The 25,840-nt window shown below is 33.8% G+C and carries 21 protein-coding genes; 1 reads left to right on the forward strand and 20 read right to left on the reverse strand.

Annotation, left to right across the window (positions count from 1 at the left end):
• Positions 1-92 precede the first annotated feature (92 nt).
• On the reverse strand, positions 93-1,724 hold the full coding sequence (locus D7D81_RS00625) for a DUF3794 and LysM peptidoglycan-binding domain-containing protein (protein ID WP_125986327.1): 1,632 nt from the start codon (positions 1,722-1,724) through the stop codon (positions 93-95).
• A gap of 181 nt (positions 1,725-1,905) precedes the next feature.
• On the opposite strand from D7D81_RS00625, the gene D7D81_RS00630 reads away from it, so the two are divergent.
• Positions 1,906-2,316 (forward strand): hypothetical protein, encoded by a 411-nt coding sequence (locus D7D81_RS00630; protein ID WP_125986329.1) that lies wholly within the window; start codon positions 1,906-1,908, stop codon positions 2,314-2,316.
• A gap of 50 nt (positions 2,317-2,366) precedes the next feature.
• Here the strand turns inward: D7D81_RS00630 and D7D81_RS00635 are convergent, their stop codons facing one another.
• The 19 genes from D7D81_RS00635 to D7D81_RS00725 all read right to left on the reverse strand — a co-directional run bounded on the left by D7D81_RS00635 (position 2,367) and on the right by D7D81_RS00725 (position 25,810).
• On the reverse strand, positions 2,367-4,172 hold the full coding sequence (locus D7D81_RS00635; protein ID WP_125986331.1) for a DUF3794 domain-containing protein: 1,806 nt from the start codon (positions 4,170-4,172) through the stop codon (positions 2,367-2,369).
• A gap of 74 nt (positions 4,173-4,246) precedes the next feature.
• Positions 4,247-6,166 carry a DUF3794 domain-containing protein gene (locus tag D7D81_RS00640; RefSeq protein WP_125986333.1) on the reverse strand — a complete coding sequence of 640 codons (1,920 nt, stop codon included), beginning with the start codon at positions 6,164-6,166 and terminating at the stop codon, positions 4,247-4,249.
• A 125-nt stretch (positions 6,167-6,291) separates the two neighbouring features.
• Positions 6,292-7,026: a CAP domain-containing protein gene (locus D7D81_RS00645; RefSeq protein ID WP_125986335.1), complete on the reverse strand. Its 735-nt coding sequence runs from the start codon at positions 7,024-7,026 to the stop codon at positions 6,292-6,294.
• A gap of 128 nt (positions 7,027-7,154) precedes the next feature.
• Complete coding sequence (locus D7D81_RS00650; RefSeq protein WP_125986337.1) at positions 7,155-8,096, reverse strand: toast rack family protein; 942 nt, start codon at positions 8,094-8,096, stop codon at positions 7,155-7,157.
• Positions 8,093-8,524: a PspC domain-containing protein gene (locus D7D81_RS00655; RefSeq protein ID WP_125986339.1), complete on the reverse strand. Its 432-nt coding sequence runs from the start codon at positions 8,522-8,524 to the stop codon at positions 8,093-8,095. The genes D7D81_RS00650 and D7D81_RS00655 overlap by 4 nt, the downstream gene beginning before the upstream one ends.
• Positions 8,525-8,832: 308 nt before the next feature.
• Positions 8,833-9,480: a phosphate signaling complex protein PhoU gene (gene phoU / locus D7D81_RS00660; protein WP_125986340.1), complete on the reverse strand. Its 648-nt coding sequence runs from the start codon at positions 9,478-9,480 to the stop codon at positions 8,833-8,835.
• A 20-nt stretch (positions 9,481-9,500) separates the two neighbouring features.
• Positions 9,501-10,259, reverse strand: coding sequence for a phosphate ABC transporter ATP-binding protein PstB (gene pstB / locus D7D81_RS00665; protein WP_125986342.1), 759 nt, complete (start codon positions 10,257-10,259; stop codon positions 9,501-9,503).
• 150 nt (positions 10,260-10,409) lie between these two features.
• On the reverse strand, positions 10,410-11,162 hold the full coding sequence (locus D7D81_RS00670) for an EAL domain-containing protein (RefSeq protein WP_125986344.1): 753 nt from the start codon (positions 11,160-11,162) through the stop codon (positions 10,410-10,412).
• Positions 11,163-11,204: 42 nt separating this feature from the next.
• Positions 11,205-12,368, reverse strand: coding sequence for a YibE/F family protein (locus D7D81_RS00675; RefSeq protein ID WP_125986346.1), 1,164 nt, complete (start codon positions 12,366-12,368; stop codon positions 11,205-11,207).
• A gap of 110 nt (positions 12,369-12,478) precedes the next feature.
• Positions 12,479-13,894, reverse strand: coding sequence for an alkaline phosphatase (locus D7D81_RS00680; protein WP_125986348.1), 1,416 nt, complete (start codon positions 13,892-13,894; stop codon positions 12,479-12,481).
• 107 nt (positions 13,895-14,001) lie between these two features.
• Positions 14,002-16,017 carry a methyl-accepting chemotaxis protein gene (locus tag D7D81_RS00685; RefSeq protein ID WP_164522058.1) on the reverse strand — a complete coding sequence of 672 codons (2,016 nt, stop codon included), beginning with the start codon at positions 16,015-16,017 and terminating at the stop codon, positions 14,002-14,004.
• Between the two features lie 92 nt (positions 16,018-16,109).
• Positions 16,110-16,979 (reverse strand): phosphate ABC transporter permease PstA, encoded by an 870-nt coding sequence (gene pstA, locus D7D81_RS00690; RefSeq protein ID WP_125986352.1) that lies wholly within the window; start codon positions 16,977-16,979, stop codon positions 16,110-16,112.
• On the reverse strand, positions 16,976-17,863 hold the full coding sequence (pstC, locus tag D7D81_RS00695; protein ID WP_125986354.1) for a phosphate ABC transporter permease subunit PstC: 888 nt from the start codon (positions 17,861-17,863) through the stop codon (positions 16,976-16,978). The genes pstA and pstC overlap by 4 nt, the downstream gene beginning before the upstream one ends.
• A 166-nt stretch (positions 17,864-18,029) precedes the next feature.
• The gene (locus tag D7D81_RS00700; protein WP_125986356.1) at positions 18,030-18,839 is read right to left on the reverse strand and encodes a phosphate ABC transporter substrate-binding protein; all 810 of its coding nucleotides are present in this window, start codon (positions 18,837-18,839) and stop codon (positions 18,030-18,032) included.
• Positions 18,840-19,224: 385 nt separating this feature from the next.
• Positions 19,225-21,591, reverse strand: a complete 2,367-nt coding sequence (locus tag D7D81_RS00705) for a glycoside hydrolase family 31 protein (RefSeq protein ID WP_125986358.1) — start codon at positions 21,589-21,591, stop codon at positions 19,225-19,227.
• An 18-nt stretch (positions 21,592-21,609) separates the two neighbouring features.
• A complete protein-coding gene (locus tag D7D81_RS00710) occupies positions 21,610-22,437 on the reverse strand; it encodes a carbohydrate ABC transporter permease (RefSeq protein ID WP_205739296.1) in 828 nt (275 codons plus the stop codon).
• A gap of 18 nt (positions 22,438-22,455) precedes the next feature.
• On the reverse strand, positions 22,456-23,334 hold the full coding sequence (locus D7D81_RS00715; RefSeq protein WP_125986360.1) for a carbohydrate ABC transporter permease: 879 nt from the start codon (positions 23,332-23,334) through the stop codon (positions 22,456-22,458).
• 87 nt (positions 23,335-23,421) lie between these two features.
• Entirely contained in the window at positions 23,422-24,711 is a 1,290-nt protein-coding gene (locus D7D81_RS00720) for an ABC transporter substrate-binding protein (RefSeq protein ID WP_125986362.1), read from the reverse strand.
• Between the two features lie 94 nt (positions 24,712-24,805).
• Positions 24,806-25,810: a LacI family DNA-binding transcriptional regulator gene (locus D7D81_RS00725; RefSeq protein ID WP_125986364.1), complete on the reverse strand. Its 1,005-nt coding sequence runs from the start codon at positions 25,808-25,810 to the stop codon at positions 24,806-24,808.
• Positions 25,811-25,840 lie beyond the last annotated feature (30 nt).

The following is a 25,840-nucleotide window of genomic DNA, read 5'->3' on the forward strand; positions in this document are numbered from 1 at the left end:
CCCCTATTTAATATTCTTATAATAATATATGCAGTAGACTGTATTATGGTAAAAAAAGAACTGTAGGCTATAACCCCACAGTTCCTTAATTTCTACCCCTTTGGTTCAATTATACCGCGGGGAACACATATCTTTTGTCCTATCTGTAAATTATTTGGGTCTATATTTGGGTTGGCCTCTATTAAGGCATCTACTGTAGTACGATATCTCCTGGCAATTTTCCAGAGTGTATCTCCTGCCTGCACCACATAAACTACATAAGATGGTGGACATTCATCATCAGCAGCTGGAGAAATAACCACCAGGTCTGTAACTATCTCCATCTGTCTAAACTCTGTTACCTTAGCAAACTTCCTGATAACTATGTCAAACTCTATTGCACTACATACCTGTGTACCATTGACTTCTTCACAGTCTGTCAATGATGCATTAACTTTAGTAACTTCAACCTCTGTGTGTGTATTCATGCCTGGTTCAGTACCTGGTATATCAATAAAATTATCAAAATTGAAGTAGTTTCCCTCTGGAGTTTCAACAAAGTGTACTGGTTGTAAGAATTCTCCCTCTTCAGCAACACCAACATAAACAGCTGCTGCCTCTATATCCCCTTCAAGATAAACCCCATCCTCATCAGTTGTAGCTTCATATTCAATAATTCTGGCAGAGGGCTCAATAATCCTCTGGGCAAGTGGTTTTTCCGGTGGAATATTTAGAATACTGCTAATGGTTTCATGAACAACATCCTCACCTACTACATCCTCTACTCTCAAAAGTTCCCTTTCAATCTCAACTAAATCACTTATTATATCTGTAATAACATTAACCTGTTTAGGTTCAGTAACCTTTACAAAGAATTGAACTACAACATCAATTTCAACAGTATCTTCATCAATATAATCGAAAGAAAGACGTTTGATTGTTAAATTGGTATGAGCTGTCATGCCCTCTTCAGCCCCTACAACATCAACTGTTTCAGTGAAATGGATAGTATCTTCCAGAAAATGTACTGGTTGATCACCCTCTTCTACATCAGCTACATACATTGCACCACCAAAAATATCCCCTTCGACAATAACACCTTCATCAGTAATCTCTGTTGTCTCATCCTGTATCTCTGCTAAAACCTTTAGTATCCTTTCAATAGGCGGTTTACCTGGTGGCAGTTCAAGTCTACCAGTAATAACACTTGTAACCGTATTTTCACCTATAACATCTTCAATCCTTAATAACTCTTCAACTATATTCTCTTGTGGAATACCAGTTACATCTGTCACCACTGTTATCTGCTGATACTCGGTCAGCTTAACAAACTTGGTTAGTACTACATCAACTTCTACAGTACGGGGGTCATTTTCATTAAAATCCCAGGAAACACGTCTTATATTAATATCTACAAAAACATTCATTCCCGGCTCTGCTTCAGGAAAATCAAAGAAATTGGTAAAAGTAAGCTGCCCTTCGAAGAAGTGAACCGGCTGTTGTGGTTCATCTTCAGGAACTATTCCAACATATACTACACCAGCCTCTATCGTACCTGTTACTTCAACACCACCATCCTCAATATTGCTCTCTACATCAAGGAGATCAGCTTTTACATCAATAACCCTCTCAATATCTGGTTTCCCATTGGGAACGGTAATGTTTTGACTGACAGTTTCACTGGCTACATCCTCACCTATTACGAATTCCACTCTTATTAATTCTTCATCAAAATTAATTGCCAATCTTATTCCTCCTTTCTATTTTTTATTAAACTTATCACTTATAATATATGCGTAGATATTTAAAGTGTGAATGATATAAAGCCCTTATTTAATATATATATTCTTTCTTCAATGAATATGACAAAATATTATATGCACAACAGTTATCTAAGGTTCATAAAATAATGCAGGAGGTGGTAATATGCCTTTTGGTTATTCAAAGAAAATATTTAAATATCCCCCTGTTCAATACATACCACTGGATCAGTATCATAAGATCACAGGGGAAACCCCTAATCCCCACAGCAGAACAAAATTATATGTTTTTAATCAATTTGAAAAAAAAGACCTGGAAAGAAAAATAGCTTATCTAAGACTGGAAAAAAACTATACTGTCAAAGAAGGGCAATTAGTAGTACTAATTATTAATGGCAAAGCTGATCTGCTCCAATATAGGGGACATGAAATAAGCATTGTTGGTCAACGGGCAACAGGGCATTATCAACTGTTTACCATTACTACACAATATTTTTATAAGGATAGATTAATATTTATATTCTATGATGGGGAGGATAGTGAAAAAATAGATTGGTTTAATTATAATAGATTATAATTTTTAAAAAAAAGAGCCTGAATTAAACTCAGGCTCTTTTTTTACTCTTACTAAACTCCATACGGTCCTACTTCACTTACATTAAATTGTATATTCTCTGTCACTTTCACAAAAATATCTCCAATAACCTTCTGGGTCAACAACTCACCTTCTGGGTCAAGTTCTGGCTTTATAAAAGCAATTGTTGGTATAATATCTACGTCCATATCTGGTCTGGCTCCAATTACATCAACAAAGGTACTAAAGGGAACATTTTCTGCCTGATGATATTCTACATTATCTTCACCTACATAGAAAATCTGCTTATGTATTATTCCCTGTATAATGACTTTATCATTAATAACCACAGCATTGACATCCTCAAAACTGGCCTGTATATCCTTAATTTTAATTGCTGTCTGATCCAGTTCAAGTGTAGTCTCAGAAAGAACCTGCTTAGTGTTTTCGCCTACTACTTCTGGAAGCATCACCAGTGAGTCTTCCCCAGTAACAAGATTGATCTGAACAGTTTCTGTAACCTTTACAAAAAGCTCTAATACTATTTCCTGAGTAACTGTGGTTCCATCAACACTTAACTCCTGTTTAATATGTTCAACATTGGGGTGCACCTGTACATTCATACCCGGTTCTGCACCAGGTATATCAACAAATTCACTAAAGGGGATATCCTCTGCTTGGTGGTGTTCTACATCATCTACACCAATATAGAATAATTGTTTATGAACAACCCCCTGTATAATAACCTTATCCTCTATAATCTCTGTTTCAAGGTCAACAACCTCAGCATTAATATCTACAATTTTAATAGCATCAACAGCCAAAGTTACCTCATTCATGACCATAGTTTGAACAGAATTCTCTCCAATAACCCTTTCAACCTTGATTAAGGGCCCTACACCAGTCTCAACTATTAACTGCTGTATAGAAAGCACCTTGACAAAGAACTGTAAAACTACTTTTTGATGGAGAATAGTACCATCCATTATTAATCTTGTTACAATATGCTCTATCGTAGGTTCTACTAAAACATCCATACCTGGTTCTGCACCTGGGACATCAACAAAATAACTAAAATTAATATCTTCTGCTTGATGGTGTATAATGTCATCTGTACCAACAAAAAATATTTGTTTATGTATTGTCCCCTGAATAATTACCTTATTATCAATTACATCAGTATCAAGATTAGTAACTGTTGCATTAATATCCCTGATTTTAATTGCAGAAGTATCAAGCGAAAGATCGGTAACCTCCATTCTCTGAATAACATTTTCCCCAATTACTACCGGGGTTTTGATTAATTCTAACCCTTCTACCTGTTGCAATTCAGGCATTATCATACCTCCTTTTGTATTTTTACTTACCCGTGTCGATTCAAACCTAATTTTACTGGTTTCAGATACTCCTTTAGACGACTCCATTTCATCTTTTATTAGCCGTTCATCATCTATTTGCCGGTCTTCTTTTAGTATTTTTTCTTTATCACTGGTATCTTCTTTAATCCTATTATTTTCTTCAGGATTTCCCCCCTTTCCTGCTGCTAACCCCTCCTTTCCTTCATTATCTTTTTTTTCACTCTTATCTGGGGGTTTAATACTATGAAAAGCAAATACTTCGTGCACTTTTTTATTACTCTGCTCTTTATCCAGACTATCTTTTCCAAAATTAGTATTATTCTGGTAGGCAAATTCATAAGCCGTCTTATTAACCTTAGGTACTACTTCCACTCGTTTAAAAACTCTGTCATCAAAATAATTCTCTATTTCACTCATTGGCTTAGTCCAGTATTGATATAAATAATAAGTACTTATCATAAAACCAGTTATGATACCCATTAAGATTAACCATGAATACAATTAACCACCCCCTTTACCTGCTATATAATATGGTCATCAATAGAAAAATGTGCATAGCTATCTTTTTTAGAAGTCTAAAATTGTTCAGCAAAAACCACTACTTCAACTGGAATCTGGCCTTCCCCGACAACATTTAAAACAATAGTCTCCTTGATAATAGTTTTTAATAAACCCTGTGGATCAAAAACATCAGTCACAACTGGAAAGGTCTCAATCCTAGTATCTATAGAATCATCTACTACCAGCACCTCTTCCCTGACCAGAATGGTCTCAGTAGTAATGCCTGGTCCTGTAATTGAACTTACAACATTGATAAACTCCGGACCTGCTGAACCAACACAGGCCTCCAGAACTATTAATTGAGATAAAAGACCACCACTAGCAAGTTTATAACTTATATTCTCTATCTTTATAACCGGACTAAGTTGTTCAACTGGTATAGGTTCTGGCAACTTAACTTGAACAGTAAAAGGAATTGTTTCCTGCTGATAATATACTATATTATCAGGACAGACATAAGCGATATCCTTAAGAATTTCACCACTTACTGAAACTAAATCATCAGTCAAGCCAGAGACTACAAGATTCTGGGCCTCAGCCTCAATGTTTTTTATCTTAATAGCTGGACACCCTAATTGTAGACTATTCTCTATAATCGCCTGCTGGCAAGCTGATACCTCCTCTTCTCTGACAATTGTTTTATAGATTATCTCTACTTCCTCAGCTGGTGGCTCTTTAACCCCTGAAATAAGTATCTGCCTGGTATTTTCACCAATGACTACCGGAAGAACAGCCTGTAAACCTTGATCATCAACTAATATATTCAACTGGTTTAATTCTTCAAGCTGAACAGATATATCAAGGACTATTTCCTGATATAATAAATTATTGTCTCTCAAATTATAGATAATCTCTTCTATATTAATCAACGGTTTAAGCAGCTGGCCGTTTGAAGCACCGGCTAGATCTAAAAAAGTACTAAAAGCTACATCTTCAACCTGATGATATTCAAGGTCATTAATGCCTATATAATATATCTGTTCATGGACAACTCCTCTTACTATTACTTTATTTTCAAAAATATCATAACGAATATCTCTAATTTCCCTAACTATATTTTTTATTTTTTGAGCAGGTTGTTCCAGTAAAACAAGGTTTTCCTGCAGATACTGCCTGTCAGCCTCACCAATTATGAGGGGTAACTTAACCAGCAAATCATAGCCAGGGGCTATTCTTTCCTGAATAGTTTCACTTACCCGAACATAGAATTCCACTACAAGTTCCTGCTGTAGTGTATTTCCATCTGCTGAAAGTTGATAGCTGATGTGTTCTATAACAGCTTCTACTACTGCCTTCATACCTGGACTTACCCCTGGTAAGTCTATAAAGGTATTAAAAGGAAAGTCTTCAGCCTGATGAAGAGCAGTATTATCTTCACTTATAAAAAATATCTGCTTGTGAATACTACCCTGGATTATTACTTTATCCATAATCAACTCTATTTCCAGGTCCCTGACAGAACCCCTTACTTCATCTATTTTACTGGCCGTTTGATTTAACTGAACCTGATTCTCTCTGATTATTTGTTTTTGACCATCAGCTACCAGGTGGTCAAGTTCAACAAGTCTGCCTGACTGGCTTAGTTCAACACCAATAAGCTCATCATTTTCGACCTTAACAAATATCTCTAAAACAGCCTTTTGATCAATCAGCTCACCTGATGGACCTATATCTACTGACAGTTTCTCTATATTAACAACAATCTCTGCCTTCATACCCGGTTCTGCTCCAGGTATATCCAGAAATGTTGTAAAAGACATATCATCATCTATATGATATATAAGATTATCAACACCCACATAAAATATTTGTTTATGAAGGCAACCCTGAACAAGTACTTTATCAGGAATAATATCATAAGTAAGTTTTACCACTTCAGCAGTAATATTCCTGATTTTTACTGCTGGTACCGGCATCTGTTCTGTTTTAAACATTTCAATACCCCCTTTTTTCTTATTATATGCTATATTTCTATCTAGTGATTATGATATACTTATTTATATGTAAATATATATAAAGAGAGCTATCTAGATAGCTCTCTTTATATTTGCCAGGATATTTATTCTGCCGGGTCTGGACTATCAATAAATAATTGAACAATCATTAAACCGTAGGGGCCGTCTTCAATAATACCAATACCTACTTTATCATACCTTGCTTTAAGGATATTTCCCCTGTGTTCCGGACTGGACATTAAAGAATCAACTGCTTTATTTATGGTAGCTGCCCCTGCCAGGTTCTCACCAGCCAGTGAATAGTTGATTTTTTGACTCTTGATCATCTCAAAAGGTGAACCATAATTAGGAGACTGATGATCAAAATAATTATTATCAACCATGTCCTGAGCCTTCTTACGGGCTACATATACCAGTCTATTATCTACCTCAAGGGGATTAAGACCCTGTTCCTGGCGTATCTCATTTATTATATCTATCATCTCTTTTTCCTTAGTACCTATACTTACTCCTTTATAATTACTTACAGGATTATCTTCAGTTTCTTCACTATCAATTTCAATTGTTTCCCCTTCATCAGCTACAGCATCATCAAGGTCAATATTTAAACCTTTTTTGATTGTGGAAGTAATAATATCATCACTGCCTGAACCTGTAGCATTATCTCTGATTAAATTAAATATCCATAACATTATCAAACCTTTTACTACTGTATAAATACTATCTTTATGTTCATTAAAAAAACCAGCCTCTGCTTTAGGCAGAGATGGAAACCCAAGAAACATAAAATTAACAAGTAAAATAATGATTAAAAACACAGAAAAACACTTAGTTTTCAAGCCCTCACCCCCTAAAGCTTTTTCTTGTATTATAACATAAGTTATTTGTTTATTACTAATGTAATATATGCCATTAAAAAAAGTACCCCTCTCCTTAGAAACGGGTATCACTATATAATTCTAAGTTATTAATAAAAATCCAGTTTAATATCACTGGCCGGAGAAGTTATTTTAATATCAAGCTTATGGACAGTTGTATCATAGTTCTTAGTCAGATAAAAACCAGCCTCTTTTTGCAGGCCTTTTTCGATAAAATTATTATTATTTACAATCCCGGTAGTTTTTATCCTGACACCTATCCCCTCTGGCAGACTAAGATCAACATCGACTGCCCCGGAATTAAGCTCTAAATACCTTGTCTTAGACCCTAACTCTACCTCTAAATCACCTGCCCCAAGATTTAGTACTACTTCCTGGACCATTAAATCAAGTAATCTAAGTTTGAATTCACCTGCCCCTGAATTAATTAATAACTTGATAGGCACATCATCATTAAATAATAAAGACCATTTATTAGCTAACCTGGAGTAATTAAATGGGTTTGATTCGCCTGGCTGACTAATATTTAAACTAGCCTGTTTATTATTATCATTAAGATTATATTTTATAATAGGTTTTCTGGAAAAATACTCAAGCTCAGCAGAAAACAGATCATTTTCACTACCTGAAGATACAGTCAATTCACCTGAGGGAAAATTAAGTTTTATATCAAAGATATCAACAGGTCGATCATAATCTACACTATAATTGTAAACACCACTCCTATCCTTTGGACTATAGAAATCAAACAATCCCCTATTATCCTCATAATAATCTATCTGCCCAATACCAGGTTGAAAAAAGAAAAAGATAAGGATTGTTATGAGCAGCAAAAGCGGTACTAACCACCATAACCATGTCCTACGTAAGATAATATTTAACCCAAGAAAAATAAGTATAAGTGGCCAATATTTTAAAAATATACTCCAGTCTATTACAGGAATTATATTGAAAGTATTTAGAAGAAATAATACTCCAATAGAAATTAATATAATTCCAATAATTATTTGAGAATGATTATCCCTATTCACTTCTCTCTAACCCCCTTTATCAGCAAAACAATACCAGCCGCTATTATAATTACTGGCCAGAACCTTTCCCAGTTTATATATGGCAGCCAGTTATCCAGTAGAAAAAACAGGCCGATTAGCATCAGTAAAATCCCCAGCAAACGCTTATTATTCTCTTTATGTTGGATTCCATCAGTAGAAACATTTACATAATCATCATGATTATCCCCTTCAGCAAAATTCTCTTCATTTTGAGAATTGAATTCTGGTTTTTCTGGTATTATTATCCAGGCCAACAAATAAATCATTACGCCAACTCCCCTTGTAAAGAAAAGAACCAGGAGGGCCAACCTCACCCATGTTGGATCAAGAGCTAAATAATCTGCTATACCTCCACAAACACCCCCTATAATTCTATCTTCTCTAGAACGATATATTTTCTTTGCCACCTTTTCACTCCCTTTCAAATATTATATTATTATATATTTATAGAGTCTGTTCGAAAAGTATCAATATATACCACCTGGGATTATATATCCCTTCACTCAACGGTAGCACCTTAACTTCGTTCAGGGATATATAATCCCCTATTTATATCTTTTCGAACACACACTTATAATATTATTCTTTAGATAATAAAATCCTTTTTTCAGAGTTAATTATTCACAATAACTAAACCCTCAGATTCACTATTCTTAAACCTGAGGGGGAATTTAAAATGTTTTTCATAATAAAACTTTCATTGCATAATTAATTATTAATAATTCTCTCTGACACCACTTACCATATATATTACTCGCTCACAAACATTTGTTGAATGATCACCTATTCTCTCCAGAAAGCGGCTAATGAACATTAAGGAAGTAGCCTGTTTAATAGTTGATGGGTCTTCTAACATAAAAGTAATCAGTTCTCTCATAATTTGTTTATCCAGAACATCAATTTCTTCATCTTCCCGGGCAACCCTTTTAGCTTGTTCAATATCCATGTTTATAAAGGCATCTAGACTCTCACGCAGTCTCCGGGTAACAATCTCAGTCATACGAGGGATATCTATCAATGGCTTCACAAGTGGTTCGTCAGCTATATCCAGTACCTGATTGGCTATATTAGAGGCATAGTCACCAATCCTCTCCAGATCAGTTACCAGTTTAGAGATTACAATAATAACCCTGAGATCACTAGCAACTGGCTGCTGAAGGGCAATTAATTTAGTGCATTTTTCTTCAAGTGCTGTCTCAAAATCATCTATTTTATCATCCTTTTTTATTACATTAGCAGCCATCTCCAGATCTCCCTCTTTCAGGGATTCAATACTTTTATGGATGGCCATTTCCACCATACTTCCCATCTTGAGAAGGTCTTTTTTAATCTCTTTAATTGATTCATGAAAACTCTTTCGCATAACTACCACCCCTTTTTATTTTAACCAAACCTACCGGTTATATAATCTTCTGTCCTCTGATCGGACGGATTCTCAAATATTTTCTCTGTTTTATCATATTCAATTACTTCTCCCATCAAAAAAAACGCAGTATTATCTGACACCCTGGCCGCTTGCTGCATACTATGGGTAACAATCACAATCGTATAATCCCGTTTTAGAATATCAATTAATTCTTCAATTTTAGCTGTTGCCACCGGATCAAGAGCTGAGGCTGGCTCATCCATAAGCAAGACCTCTGGTTTTACTGCCAGGGCCCTGGCAATACATAACCTCTGCTGCTGTCCACCAGAAATACTAAGACCAGACTCATGTAATCTATCTTTAACATCATCCCAGAGAGCAGCCCCCTTAAGGCTCTCCTCTACTAATCTATCCAGTTCACCTTTATTTTTCAGGCCATGAACCCTGGGACCATAGGCCACATTATCATAGATGGTTTTGGGAAAGGGGTTCGGTTGTTGAAAAACCATACCTACCTTTTTTCTTAATTCAACTACATCCGTTTCCTTACTATAAATATCTTTTCCATCCAGAAGTATCTCCCCTTCTACACAACTACCCTCAATTAAGTCATTCATTCGGTTAAGTATCCGTAGAAAAGTAGATTTGCCACACCCGGATGGACCAATCAAAGCAGTAACCTTATTCTCTTTTATAGTTAAGTTAATATCTTTTAGGGCCTGGAAATTTCCATAATAGAAATCAAGGTCTCTAACCCTCATTTTATTCTTAGCCATAAACAATAACCCCTTTCTCCTACAGTATAGTTCTAAGAGCTTTTTAAGTTAGCTTTATATAATATATTGAAATATTACTATAACCGTCTTAAGTATAACAATACTTTATTAATTCTATGTTAAATTTATGTTACAGGAATGTTAAAATAACTAAAATAGATTAAATACCCTTTTACATATTTTTTCCGCTGGTCTAGCAATATAATAACCCTGAACATAATCTACTCCCAGTTTATTTAAGGCATCTAATTCTTCCTTTCTTTCAACACCTTCAGCAATTAGACTTGAGCTTATTTTATGGCCAAATTGGACAAGCGACTCTAAAAGGGCCTGTTTAACCTTATCTCTATCAATATCACTTATTAGAGAACGATCTATTTTGATATAATCAAATGCTATAGAAACCAGTGACTGCAACCCTGAGTAACCTGCTCCTGTATCATCCAGAGCAATACGATACCCCTGCCGTCGATAATGTTTAAGTGCTTTTTTAAAGGTGTTAAAATCATTAATAGATGTCCTTTCTGTTATCTCTATTACAATATTTTGTTGAGAAAGTGATAAATGTTTTAAAAGCTGCCTGGTAGTTCCCCTCTGAAAATTAGTATCATAGATAACATGGGGATCTATATTTATAAATAGTTTATATTCTCCAGCAAAAATATGGGCCCTTTTCAATGCCTTTTCACGACAGATACTTTCCAGCAAAAATAATTTACCATGTTTTTTTGCAGAATCAAAAAGCCGGATAGGGTTTTCCAAATTAGTACCTGCCGGACCACGACTTAAAGCTTCATAACCCAGTATCCTACCGTTTTTTATATTGACAATAGGCTGAAAAAGGGTTCTAATTTTTTTGTTTTCAATAATATTATTTAGTTCCTGCAAATTAAAATCAAACATTACTGAATTAATTATAATCACCTTCTAGATAGTACTTGATTCTTACTTAACTTTATAATTTTTACTAAAATCACTAATCATCTTTTTCACTTTTATATCTCTTAATTCAACAGTATAAATCCAGCCTGCTACAATAGCAGTTATCGGTGCAACAAGCACTAAACCTATACTACCAGTTACAATTCTTAGCAATTCTGCTGCAACTACTTTATAATTTAACATTCTAGTATAACTGGTATTTTGGGATAGAAAAAGCATCATTAAAGTTAGATAACCACCTGAATATGCTAATAATAATGTTGTTGTCATTGTACCTATAACTGCCCTTCCTACATTAAATCCAGAACGAATTAATTCCCATATTTCAATATCAGGTTTTTTAATTTTAATTTCTTCCATAGATGCTGAAATATCCATGGCAATATCCATGGCCGCACCTGAGGCACCAATAACAATAGCTGCATAAAAAATATGTTTCATATCTAAACCAATATTGCCACTAAATAATAGTGTCTCAGCATAAGGAACAGTCATTCCCTGTAGGCTCATTTTATTACCAAAGATAACAGCAATACCACTTGCTGCCATTAGACCAACTACTGTCCCAATAAATGATGCTAGACCTTTTTTAGTAAAACCAGCAATAGAAAACAATATTATAGCAGACAGTATTAACAATATTAGGGTTGAAAACAACAATGGATTATAACCAGCCAGTAAACCCGGAATTAGAAATTTCCAGATTATATAGAGACTAGCTATAAAAGAAAAAATAGCCTTTATACCAATACTTTTAGCATAAATAAGTAGTAATAGAACAAAAAGGGCAAATAAAATAATCTCCCAGTTGTTTCTATACATATCCACAGCATTGGCATTAACTAATTTATTATCTTGTTCCTGTAAAGCAACTAATATTGTATCTCCTACATTATAATAATTATCTAAGGAAGGTTTTCCCTGTAAAGTATTATAAGCTACAACCTGTTCTCCCTGGTGTTTGTCTTCAAGTATTCTGACAGTTAATTCCTGCATTCCAATCCTGGCAATACTGGACTGAATAACATCACTATCATCAGTCCCTATTACTTTTGCCTTAATTAAAGCCTGCCGTTCAATATTATTGTTGTTTATTTCCAAAAAAAACAGGCCTATTACTGTCAAAAATAATAACAAGAATGTAAGTGATAACTTTATATTCCTCATCTAAGCCCCTCCTATTTATAGTAGTCAGCTGTATATTAAGATAGTCAGGGAAAGATTACCTCCCCTGACTATCATCTACTAGTACAAAATATATAAGAATTTTCAACTGCTTAGTTTAAATTAAGACCAACAACATTGGCAATAGCCTTGGCAACTTCTGTATCATCTTTAAACCCACCCAGTTGCTCTGCCTTAACTCCAACAGCCGATAAAGGAACAACTGTACCAGAGTGGGCATATGTTGTCCAGTTCATATTGGCCCTTTCAGATATTATGTGGGTAACCTCAATAGCCACTGGATCATAACCACCATATCGCTTCGCTTTATCTTCTATCCCGGTATCAACTATATCCATAGCCTTTTCAATAGCAGACTTCTCCTCAACAGATAAATTCGCCAGGCCGTAGTTTGCTGCTATAAAATTAAAGAACTGACTCCTGTTCCCATTATATTTACCCTGTAGTATATCTGCAGTACTAGCTTTTACAGCCATTAACGGCTCCATTTTAAGAAAATAATTTGTGCCAAATCCCAGACCAAAACCACCTGTTTCATGGTCAGAAGCCACAATAATCAAAGTATCATCAGGATGGTCCTGATAGAAGTCATAAGCTGTTGCTACTGCTTCATCAAAAGCAAGTGTATCATAAATACTCCCTGCAGGGTCATTGGCATGACAGGCATGGTCAATTCTCCCACCCTCTATCATCATAAAAAAACCATTGGCATACTTTTCAAGTACATCAATACCTCTGGCAGTTAATTCTGCAACACTCGGCACTTCACTCTCGATCCTATCCAATTCATAGGGGAGATGACTATATGTAAAAGCTGCAAAGACCTTTTCCTTACCTACTGGCTTAAAAGACCTGAATTTATCAGTATCATTCTCAGTTAAAAAAATATGGTAACCTGCTTTATAAAACTCCTGAGCAATATTAATATCGTCTTTCCTTTTAGAATTACCCCACTGCCAGTCCTGGGGAACAAAATGACGATACCCACCACCAGCAAAGAAATCAACACCACTATCTAAATAATCATAGGCTATTTCATTTTCTGCATTTCTATTAATATTATGTGCAGCAAATACAGCAGGTGTAGCATGTGTTAATCTGGTAGTAGTAATAATACCTGTAGCCATACCCTTCTCCTCAGCTGCTTCAATCAGGCTTTTTACTGGTGTTCCATCTGGAAGCACAGAAATCATCCCATTATTTGTCTTATAACCGGCAGCCAGAGCTGTCCCGGCAGCTGCTGAATCTGTAATTAATGAATCAGCAGAATGGGTAGTATTGATCCCTGCCACCGGCAATTGATTCATCATTAACCTGGTATTCTCATCCCTTTCTACCGCCTGTAAATAATACTCGGCAGCCTGTCTTTGAGAAGGCCCCATACCATCACCGATAAAATAAAATACATATTTTGGTGATTGAGCACCTACTACATTAGTTACTACTGTTAAACTAATCAATAGAATTAACAAAACAATGCATATTTTTGGTAATTTTTTACTGTACAAAACGATTCCCCCTTACTATTTTATATATCTAATTATAAAGGAGAAATATGTCCAAGATATTTAATTTATGTTAAAATAATGTTAAGTAATTATTAAAAAATGTTAATTTAATCCTGAAAGGAAAAGCTTTTAACCATATTTTCAAGGTCACAGGAAAGGTCAGCAAGCTCATTAGCATAAACACTTATTTCCTGTACATTTGAGGTCTGCTCTTGGCTTGTTACAGTAACTTCATCTGCACTGGCAGAAGTTTCTTCAGCAATAATAGCAATATTCTCTATATTACTTACTATCATATTACTATTTTCTGTGGATTCTGCTACAGCAGCACTTGATATGTAAATACCTTCAGTCAAATCTTTAATAGCCTCTTCAATCCTTTTAAATGATTCAAAAGCCCCTTGTGCGATCTCAGCACCATCACTCACCTCTCTATTTCCCTGAGCCATTTTTTGACTGGCAGTTTTTGTTTCATCTTTTATCTCATCAATTAATCCCTTTATTCGATCAGATGACTTAGATGACTCTTCAGCTAACTGTCGTATTTCATCTGCTACTACACTAAAACCCTTACCTGCTTCTCCGGCACGGGCAGCTTCAATAGCTGCATTTAAAGCCAGTAAATTAGTTTGTTTGGATATACTATTAATTAAAGTAAGGATATCATCAATCTCATCAGAACTCCTTTGAAGGTTTTTTATTCCTTCAGCAACATCAACAATAGCCTTACTAATATTATTCATTTGTTTACTAACCCTTTCAACTTCATTCTGCCCAGTAGCAGCTGCCTGATTCATTTTCTCCGTTAAATTTTCTACTCTTTTATTAGATACTGCTAATTTATTTAAAGAGCCAGCCTGTTTCTTGATTTCATTATTTACATTATCAATATTAGCTGCCTGTTCTTCGGTACCAGCCGACACATTTTCTGTAGAAATACTAATAGCCTCAGAAGCAGTACTTATTTCCTGAAAAATATTCTTCATATTAAGCGATGTAACAGATACCTTTCCAGCAGTATTATGTATACCTGTAATAATACCCTTTAACTGTCTAACCATACGGTTAAAAGTCATTGCAAGTTTACCAATTTCATCCTGTCTTTTGAATTCTATTGACCCACCTAAATTGCCAGTAGCAACCTCCTGCATCCTATCCTTAATTATTAATAAGGGTTTTATAAGTTGATAATCAATAATCATAGTAATCGTTACGGTCATAACTAACAAAACGATTAATGCAAAGATAAAAATTTGCATTCTAACTACTTTTTTTGCTTCATATGCCTCAGCAAGAGGAATCATTGTTATTACAGCTGCATTTATTTTTTTAAAAGGCTGAAATGACATTAAATACTCCTCATTTTTATATTGATAAATACCATGATGGAGTTCATTTTGATATATTTGATTTAAATCTGTATCAAGGGATAAGACTGTCCCAGCTTGTTCCCCTTCCTTCTCTGAAATCGTAATTACTTTACCCTGGCTATCAATTAATGAAACACAACCATTTTTGCCAATACTCCAATTTAAGATACTAGTTAAACTCTCCAGAGATATATCTGCACCTAGTACACCCATAAATTTATCTGTATAATCGTAGACAGGAACGGCCAGGGAGAGGGTATAATTAGCTTCATTTATTTTTTTGCTTGATGTAGTCCAGACTGGTTTATTACTTTCTTTTGCTAACTGAAACCATTTTTCCTCTTGATAATTATAATCAGCTAATTTTCTTTCAGGAATTACTATCTTATCGTCACTAGAAACATAATAAATAGATTGAAAATAATTGTTTTCCTCTAATTCACTACTAAATTTACTTTTGGCAACTATCTTTACCTGATCATTAGAACGGAGTCCATAATCCTTTGAAAGTCTTAATACAGCACCTTCTGCCTCATCTAAAAAAGAAGCTATTTCCTTGTTTAATATCTTGGCAATCTCCATATTGCTCTGCTCTGTTAAATCAGTAAGTTTAACTGATATTGACCTATTAATACTCCATCCTAACAAAAAAAAAGAAATAAGCATTGTTATAGCAACAATAATTATTACTTTGGCAGCAATACTGCTTTTTAAATCAGATATTCTTATTAAGGGATTCTTTTTTCTTATCATTTTATTTTTCCCCCTAAAACTATGTAATTTTGAAATTGCACTAATAAATATATCCATTTTATAAAGATTAAAAAATAATTCCCATATGGGAATTATTTTTTAATCTTATTACCATATCTTATCCGTAGTACAATAGCAATAAGATTGATAAACAATACTAAACCCAATAAAACTACCGCTGTGCCATAGGCCAGGGCTGTCTGTTTATGCGGCATTGTACCAGCAGTAACCAGGGCATATATATGATAGGGTAAAGCCATTACTTCACTAAAGATAGAAGAAGGTAGTTTAATAGAGAAAAAGGTTGCTGCAGTAAAAATAATCGGGGCTGTTTCACCGGCAACGCGACCTACCCCAAGTATAACACCAGTCAAAATTCCTGGCATTGCCGCAGGTAAGGTAACCTTTTTTACTGTCTGCCAAGGGGTAGCTCCCATAGCAAGTGAAGCATGTCTATATTCATCCGGCACAGCCAGTAATGCCTCTTCAGAGGCTCTGATTATTGTCGGCAAAATTACAATAGCCAGTGTAGCAGAACCAGACAAAATAGATACCCCAAAACCAAAATACTTAACAAAAATAGCTAAACCAAACAACCCAAAGACAACTGATGGTACACCTGCCAGGTTATTAATCCCTATCCGTATAAAACGTAGTAATTTCCCCTGATGGGCATATTCTGTCAGATAAATCGCTGCAAAAACACCCAGAGGAGAAGCTATCAAAATCGAGCCAGTTACCAGATAAAATGAACCCAGTAGAGCTGGTAATATGCCTCCCTCACTCATCCCCATACGGGGCATAGTGGAAATAAAACTCCAGTTAACTACACTCATTCCTCTACTAAAAATAAAGTAAATTATTGAAAATAAGGCTGCTATTGTAAAAAGTAAAGTTACAGCAAAAACACTGAAGACTAATTGCTGTATTAAATGCCTTTTTCTTAATTGTCCTTTTGTCATTTTCCACTCACCCTCTTTTTAAATCTACTTGATATAAAATCAGCCGTAATATTAAAAGCCAGGGTAATTATAAAAAGCACAATAGCTATTCCAAATAGTGCATGGTAATGTTCACTGCCAACAGGTGCTTCACCCATTTCCGCAGCAATAGAAGCAGTCATCGGTCTAACCGGTTTTAAAATTGTTTTAGGTATAACTGCCGCCCCTCCAGCAACCATTAAAACTGTCATTGTCTCCCCAATAGCCCTTCCTATTCCTAAAATAGTCGCTGTTACAATCCCAGATGACGCTGTGGGCATGATAATTTTACTTATTGTTTCCCATTTAGTCCCCCCAAGAGCCAGTGATGCATCACGAAACTTTTTGGGTACAGAAGTAAGGGCATCTTCTGACAAACTCACAATTGTAGGCATAGCCATAATACCAAGCATTATTGAAGCATTAAGGGCAGTTAATCCTGTAGGGAGATTAAATAATTCCCTGAGGAAAGGGGCTAATATCTTCATCCCAAATAGACCATAAATTACAGAAGGAACCCCTGCTAACATCTCTATCATTGGTTTAACAATATTCTTTAATTTTTTAGGCAAAATATAAGAAATAAATATGGCTGAAGATACACCTATAGGAACTGCTATGATCATTGCCCCTAGGGTAACCAACAATGACCCGGATAATAATGGCAGAATACCAAAGTCTGGAGGTTCATAAGTGGGGTACCAATCCTTACCAAATATAAATTTGAATATACCTACCTGTTCAAATATATAGAAACCTTCCCTGAATAAAACTATAACTATCCCTGTTAGGAATAGAATAGAAGATATAGCAAAAAACAGTAAGGCTATCCTGACTACCTTTTCTTTAGACTTCCAATCAATCATCTACTCACACCCCTTTTAGAATAAGCTAAAACATCTATAAAAATTTTAATAAATAAACCCTGTTTATTTGTTAATTTCATATTTTATCTATATTATTTAAGTAAAGAGGGAATCAAAATCCCCTCTTTACTTTAACAAACATTATTTTATTTTTAATATTATATATCTAAAAGAGTCTAACATACCCCTGTTCCCCCACTATTTCTTGCCCTTCTTCACTTAAAATAAAATTAATAAAGTCAGCTGTTGTCCCTGTAGGCCAGCCATTAGTAAACATAAAGAGGGCACGTGAGATTGCATATGAACCAGATTTTACTGTATCTATAGTACACTCAACACCATTTACACTTACAGCCTGCAGACTTGGACTCAGGTATCCCAGACCTACATAGCCTATAGCATCTTTGTTTTCTGATACTACACCAGCAACAGCACCATTAGAGGCCTGTAATAAAGCATTCGGTGTTACTTTTTCTTCATCAAGGGCTAATTCCCCAAAGGCTGCAAAAGTACCTGAACTGGAGTCACGGGAAATTACAACTATTTCCGCATTATTGCCGCCTACTTCCTGCCAGTTAGTAATCTTACCGGTATAAATCCCTTTAATCTCTTCCAAAGTCAGGTTGTCAACTGGATTGGCAGGATTAACTACTACTGCTATCCCATCAAGGGCAACCCGGTGTGGTACAGGATAAATACCATTGGCAACAGCATTCTTAACCTCTTTATCCTTAATAAACCTTGAGGCATCAGCTATATCACAGGCACCATCAACTAAAGTAGCAATACCTGTCCCAGAACCACCACCCCTTACAGAGATATCAACATCATTATTTCTCTGCATATATACCTCCGCAGCTCTTTGTGCAACAGGTAAAACAGTTGACGAACCAACAATAGTAATAGATCCAGCGAAAGCAAAACCAGAAACAACCATCATAGCAATAAAGGTGAAAACCATTATTTTCCTTAACATAGTGATAAAATTCCCCCTAACAAATTTTTGTTTTTTCTTCATTACACAATAAAGAATAGCATAGCTATGTTACGTAAGAATTAAACTAGTGTTAAGGCCTTGTTAAAATAATGTTAACAGAATGTTAACACATGTCCCTATTCCTGATTTTTCTATCGACTTCTAAGTATCAAGTTTTACCGTTCTATTTTCACTCCATATATGTGCTAATTCACATCGCCTGTTTTGAATAATTTTGGACAACCTTATTTTAAGCTACAGTTAGCATTATCATCCCACTTATATGCCTTTCACCTACAGGCAAACGCCCCTGCTGGGCGTAACAAACAACCTCCATAGTTTAACTATGGAGGTTGTTATGAAGAATTTAATTAATAAGATATATTTATTTATAGAAAACAATTTTTTCTTCTTTAATACTATTTAAAGCTAAGAAAACAGAATTTTTTTTAAATGTATATTCTACTTCCTTTCCATTAACTTCAATTTTATTAATATTTAATGAATTAAATATTAAAGTAGTCTTTTTATAAACTTTTTCGTATTTTTGATATTCAACAACTAAATCCAATTCAAATCTATCTAGATATTCTTTTTGAACAAATTTATATAAATTATACTCTCCATCTTTATAATTAAAAGTCTCGCCATCATCTTGATAATGCATATACTCTCCATTTCCTGGATAAATATCTAGAATTATATTATCAATTTGATTTTCACCAATAAAATTTTGCTTTTTATAATTAGGTATTATACTGCCTTTTTTTATATACATTGGAACAATATCTATAGGAGCATTTTTAATTATAAACTGCTTACTATTATATTCTTCTCCTGTCCAGTAGTCGATCCACTCATCATCTGGAAGATAAACCTTTTTATTTTTTTCACCCTGACTTACCACAGGAGCCATTAAAATATTTTCTCCAACTAAATATTGATCATTTAAATTGTAAGTATTTTGATCATCTTGATACTGCAGAAATAATGGTCGAATAACAGGCAAACCACTATCTTCACTTTCTTTTATTAGATCATAAATATATGGTATTAATTGATATCTTAAATCAATGAACTTTTTTATAATTTTTTCTGTCTTATTATCAAAAGCCCAGGGTTCCTGATCTCTGGTTCCTTGACTAGAATGATTCCTATATAAAGGTGCAAATAAATTGGCTTGATACCAGCGTGTTAAAAGCTCTGGGGTAGTATCAAAACCAAATCCTCCTATATCAGTCCCAGAAAAACTGAAGCCACTTATGCCTAAATTCATCAACATAGGTAAAGACATTCTTAGATGTTCCCACAAACTTTGATTATCACCAGTCCAAACGGTTGAATATTTTTGACTTCCTGCATAACAAGCTCTGGTTATTACAAAAGGCCTTTTCCCTGTTATTGCTTTTAGCCCCTTATAAGTTGACTTAGACATTAAATGACCATAAATATTGTGTGCTTCTTTGTGTAATATAGGCTTTCCGCCATTTTTAAACTTCACATTGTCAGGTAAAGGTCCATTAAAACTGGCTGGTTCATTCATATCATTCCAAATTCCATCAATTCCAAGATTAATTAAATTATTATGATTATTCCCCCACCAGTTTCGACATTCACTGTTAGTAAAATCAGGATATATACATTCCCCTGGCCAAACTTCATTAACATAAGGAATACCATCTTTATCAGTTATATAGTATCCATTTTCTAAACAATCATTAAATATTTTATACCCACTATCTTTTTTTATTCCTGGATCAATTATAGTTACTACTTTAAAACCATCCTCATGCAGTTCATTAACCAATTTTTTTAAATTGGGAAATTTTTTTTTATCCCAGGTGAATATTCTATAACCATCCATATAATCAATGTCTAAATGTATGGCATCACAGGGGATTTCTTTTTCTCTAAATTTCTCAGCAATTTCTCTAACTCTTTTTTCACTATCATAACTAAATCTACTCTGTTGATGTCCCAATGTCCATAATTGTGGCAGTGGGGTTGTTCCAGTCAATTTATTATAATTTTTGATTACATTTTTAACTTCTGGACCATAGATAAAATAATAGTTTATATCTCCCCCTTCTGCTCCATAATAAAAATAATTAGTATTTTCTTTACCCATATCAAAAAACGATCTGTATGTATTATCAAAAAACAGTCCATAAGAAAATTGATCACGAAGAGTTATTAAAAATGGTATTGTTTTATATAAAGTCTCAAAACTTTCAACATGTGGAGTTGGATCATCAGTATTCCACATTTCATATCGATAGTTTTTCTTATTTAAATGCCCAGTTTTATCTCCTAAACCATAAAACTTTTCATCACCAAAATTTTCTTTCATAATTTCTACTGGTTGTTTTTTTATATCTTTTGTTAATTTTTGTCCCTCTTCTTCAACTATAGCATTATCAGTTCTTCTAATAAAAGGTTCTCTTTTCCCTCGATAATCTTTACATATTATTTGATTATTTTTGTTATAAAAATCAATTTTGCAATTATCATATATATGTGCACTTATTTGTTCAGTTTTTACTATTATTTTTTTCTCTTTATTAATTACTTCAAATTTCATCTTATTAACATTATCATTTTCAATAGCGTAAGAATTATAATTAGCATCTTTCATGGGGACAAAAACATTAACTATATAATCATTAATCACAACTATATTAACTTTTTTATTTTCAAATTCAACTTCTACTTTATTTTTTATTTTTTTATAATCTTTAATTTTTCCAAACAAAACAATCACTCCCCAAAATTATCCTTTTAAACCTGTCATAGTAATACCTTTAACAAATGTTCTCTGCATAAATAAGAATACAATGATTATCGGAATAACACTGATTGTAGCACCAGTCATAACTAAGCCCATATCTGTCCAATACTGTCCCTGAAACATACGAAGTCCAAGCGGCAGAGTATATTGTTTTTCAGATGTTAAAACAATTAATGGCCACAAAAAATTATTCCATTGTACCATAAAAGTAAATATTGCCAGGGCTGATAATGTTGCTTTAGCCTGTGGTAAAATAAGTTTGAAAAATATTGTAAATTCTGAAGCTCCATCAATTCTACCAGCTTCTATAAATTCATCAGGAATACTCTGCATTGTTTGTCTCATTAAAAATATTCCAAAAACACTAAATAGCCCAGGAAGAATTATAGCTAAATGAGAATTTACAAGGCCTACTTTACCTAATAATAAATATAACGGTATCATAGTTACAGCAGCAGGTATCATCATTGTAGATAGTAATCCCATAAAGATAATATCTCTACCTCTAAATTTAAATTTAGTAAAAACATAACCCAGAATAGATGATGTAAACAAAACAGCTAATGTAACAGCAGTAGCTATATATATACTGTTAAAGAAAAATCTTGCAAAATTCAACTCTGTTAAAACTCGCCAATAACGTTCGAAAGTTACTTCAGTTGGTATAAAAACAGGTGGAATTTTCATTACCTCACTTTGAATTTTAATACTTGTTATAACCATCCAATAAAATGGAAAGACCATCGTAATACCACCAGCAATTAATATAAGCCATTTTATGATTTTAGATATACTCATTTTTTTTAGCATTTTAACCATCCTTTAATACTAGTCATTTTTCGAAGCAAATTTAAATTGTATTAATGTAAGAGTTACTATGATTGCAAATAAAAGAAAAGCCATCGCAGCAGCTCTACCCATTTGATAATTACTAAATGCTCTTACATATAATAATTCTATAAATCCTCTAGTTGAATTTAAAGGTCCACTCATTACATATAATTGATCGAAGACTTGAAAGCCTGTAATAAAACCGGTAATCAGTAAGTAAATAAATGTTGGTCTTAATAATGGAATAGTAACATACCATATTTTCTGCAGCTTACTTGCTCCATCCACTTCTGCAGCTTCATATAATGATTCAGGAATACCTTTCAGTCCTGCAAGAAAAATCACAATAGTAAAACCCATCCCCTGCCAGATAGAAGCAGCAATTGCAGATGGCAAAGCAGTATCAGGTGAAGATAACCACATTTGACGACCAATACCAAATAAGTTTAAAATAGAATTAAGCAATCCAAATCTAGGTTGATATAACCAGCTCCAAATAATACCCACAGCAACCAGCGAGGTCATTACTGGAAGAAAATAAACAGCCCGGAAAACAGCAGCTCCTTTCTTTACACTATTAATTAGAAGAGCAAATACAAGTGCTAAAAAACCTCCTATAAAAACAGTAGAAACAGCATATTTAGTTGTAACACTTAAAGCATTAAAAAGGTGTTGATCATTCAAAAGTTCTTTATAGTTACTTAGCCCTACAAATACAGGGGAATCAAGGAAATTCATTTCATGAAAGCTAATAAAAAATGCATAAAGAATTGGAAACAGACTAAAAAAAACAAAAAATAATAACGCAGGTACGAGGACTATAAAGATAAATCTTTTTTTGGGATCAATATTTTTAAATTTATTTACTAAATACAATATAAATGACTCCTTTCCAATAAGATATTAATTTAAAGAGGATGAAGATAATCTATCATCCCCTTTAAATTTTAATTGATTAAATATTTATTCTGCAGGCGGAGTATATAACTCTTCTACATACCAATCAACAGGATTTTCCTGTAATACCTGATTAGCTTCTGCTTCAGCAGTTTCTAAAGCTTGATCAGCAGATGAACCAAAAAATAACAGTTCCTCTAACATTCCTAAACCATAATTATTTTCAACACCATGAGGGATTTCACCTGGAATATTTGTATAAGGAACCTGTTCTGCTATAGCAGAAATCAATTTATTTTCTTCAATTCGAAGATCATCTAATAAATTAACATTAGCAGGAGCTGTACCTAAGATTAAGTTAGCTTCTACTAAATAATCAGTATCTTCATATAACCATCTTAAGAATTTAAAAGCTTCATCCTTATTTTCCTGATCAGAAGATTTCATAACAGCCATTCCTGTTTCATGATTATTTCTAGCTACAGGTCCAGGAGCTAATTTACCATCAAAGGTTGGAAGTCTAAACACTCCCCAATTAAGATCAGGATAGTTATTATTTAACTCTCCTCCTAACCAACTCCAGCTATAAGCCATTCCTGCATGACCAGTTCCTAATGCTTTATTAAATGCAAGGAATCCTGGTTCAGTAACTCTATCTTCAAAGACCATTGATTCGATGAATGAAAGTGCTTCTTTACCAGCTTCGTTATTCCAATCTACAGTATTTGCACCTTCACCATACAAATTGCCACCTAATTGATAATGTAAGTCCAACCAATATACACCTAAAATACCATTAGGAGCAAAACCTGCTATCTGAACATCCCCGTTATCATCATATTCAGTAAGATTTTTTGCTATTTCAGCAAATTTATCCCAGGTTTTAGGTATATCTTCTTCTGTATAACCCGCTTCTGCCCAGATATCTTTATTATAAAAAATTAATCCAGACATAATACCTACAGGGTAGAAATAAAATTTGCCATTAAAAAGATAGGCTGCTTCGAAGTTTATAATATCTTTTTTATATTGATCATAGTCAAATACATCAGCTGGATAGGCTTCTAAATGGTTTAAAAAAACACCTGTTTGTGAATTGTGAAACTGAGCTATATCAGGAACATCTCCTCCTGCAATACCAGACATCAATTTTGTCCAATAATCATCCCAGCCAATTACCTGAGTATCAATTGTCACTTCAGGATTCATTTCCTCATATTCTTCTATATACTCTAATTTTAAATTCATACGCGGCTGATGCCAATCCCAGTGTCTCAAAGTAACTTGAGCAGAAACCATAGCAGTTGCGCCAATTAATAATACTAAAACTAATATGAATGTGATAAACTTTTTCATTAAAACCCTCCTTTTAAAATTGCCGCTACGTCAAATCTAAGCCAGCTATAATAACACAACTCTAAGTTAACCACCTCCTTTTCTACGTTAATCATTAAATATTTCTTGTACTATTTCTAATCTTTAACTCGACAGGCAATGTAACCTTTTTATTAGATGACTTATTATTAATCTGGTCAAACAACATATGAACAGCTGTTTTCCCTTTTAGATAAATATTTTGATTTACGGTAGTTAATGAGGGAATTAAATAATCAGAATAATACAAATCATCATATCCTACTACTGACAAATCATCAGGAATTTTTATTCCTAATTCATTACAACCTTTAATTAATCCCATTGCCCCAATATCAGATAAAATGAATACAGCCGTTATTTCATTCATTTTAGCAAATAATTTTTGTGAAGCTTTATATCCTTCAGCTAGACTGACACCAATTTCATAAACATACTCTTTATTAAAGTCGATATTGGATTCTTTTAAAGCTTTTTTATATCCGTATAATCTTTTTTTATCAACACCATTTTGATCTAAAGGTCCTGTTACAATAGCAATATTTTTATGTCCTAAATTAGTTAAATATCGTGTTGCAATGTAACCACCTTTTTCATCTTCATTATTTAATTGATAAACATCTTCATCTTCAATAAAACTATCCATCAAAACAATCGGTACATTTAAATTTTTTAATTGTTCATATAAGCCATTTTTTTGGTTTAAACCAATAACAATTAAACCATCCAAATATTGCTTGTTAAAAACTTCAAAACCTTGTTCTGAATCCATTCCAGTTAATATAACATCTAAATTTTTATCTTTAGCTCCATTTTCAACTCCATTAAATAACTCCCAAAAAAATGGGTTATCTTCTAATTCTCCTTTTTGTAAATATGGTACAACTAAACCAATTAAATTAGAGTTCTTGTTTTTTAAATTTCTAGCAGACACATTTGGGGAATAATCATGCTTTTTTATGATACTTTTTATCTTTTGGGCTGTATCAGACGATACACGACCCGTATTATTTATAACATTTGATACTGTTGCCGTTGAAACATTAGCTTCGTTAGCAATATCTTTTATTGTAATTCCCATTTTATACCCCCCTTGATTAATCGTTTAATC

This window comes from Halocella sp. SP3-1 (genome assembly GCF_003953885.1).
GTDB classification, from domain to species: domain Bacteria; phylum Bacillota; class Halanaerobiia; order Halanaerobiales; family DTU029; genus Iocasia; species Iocasia fonsfrigidae.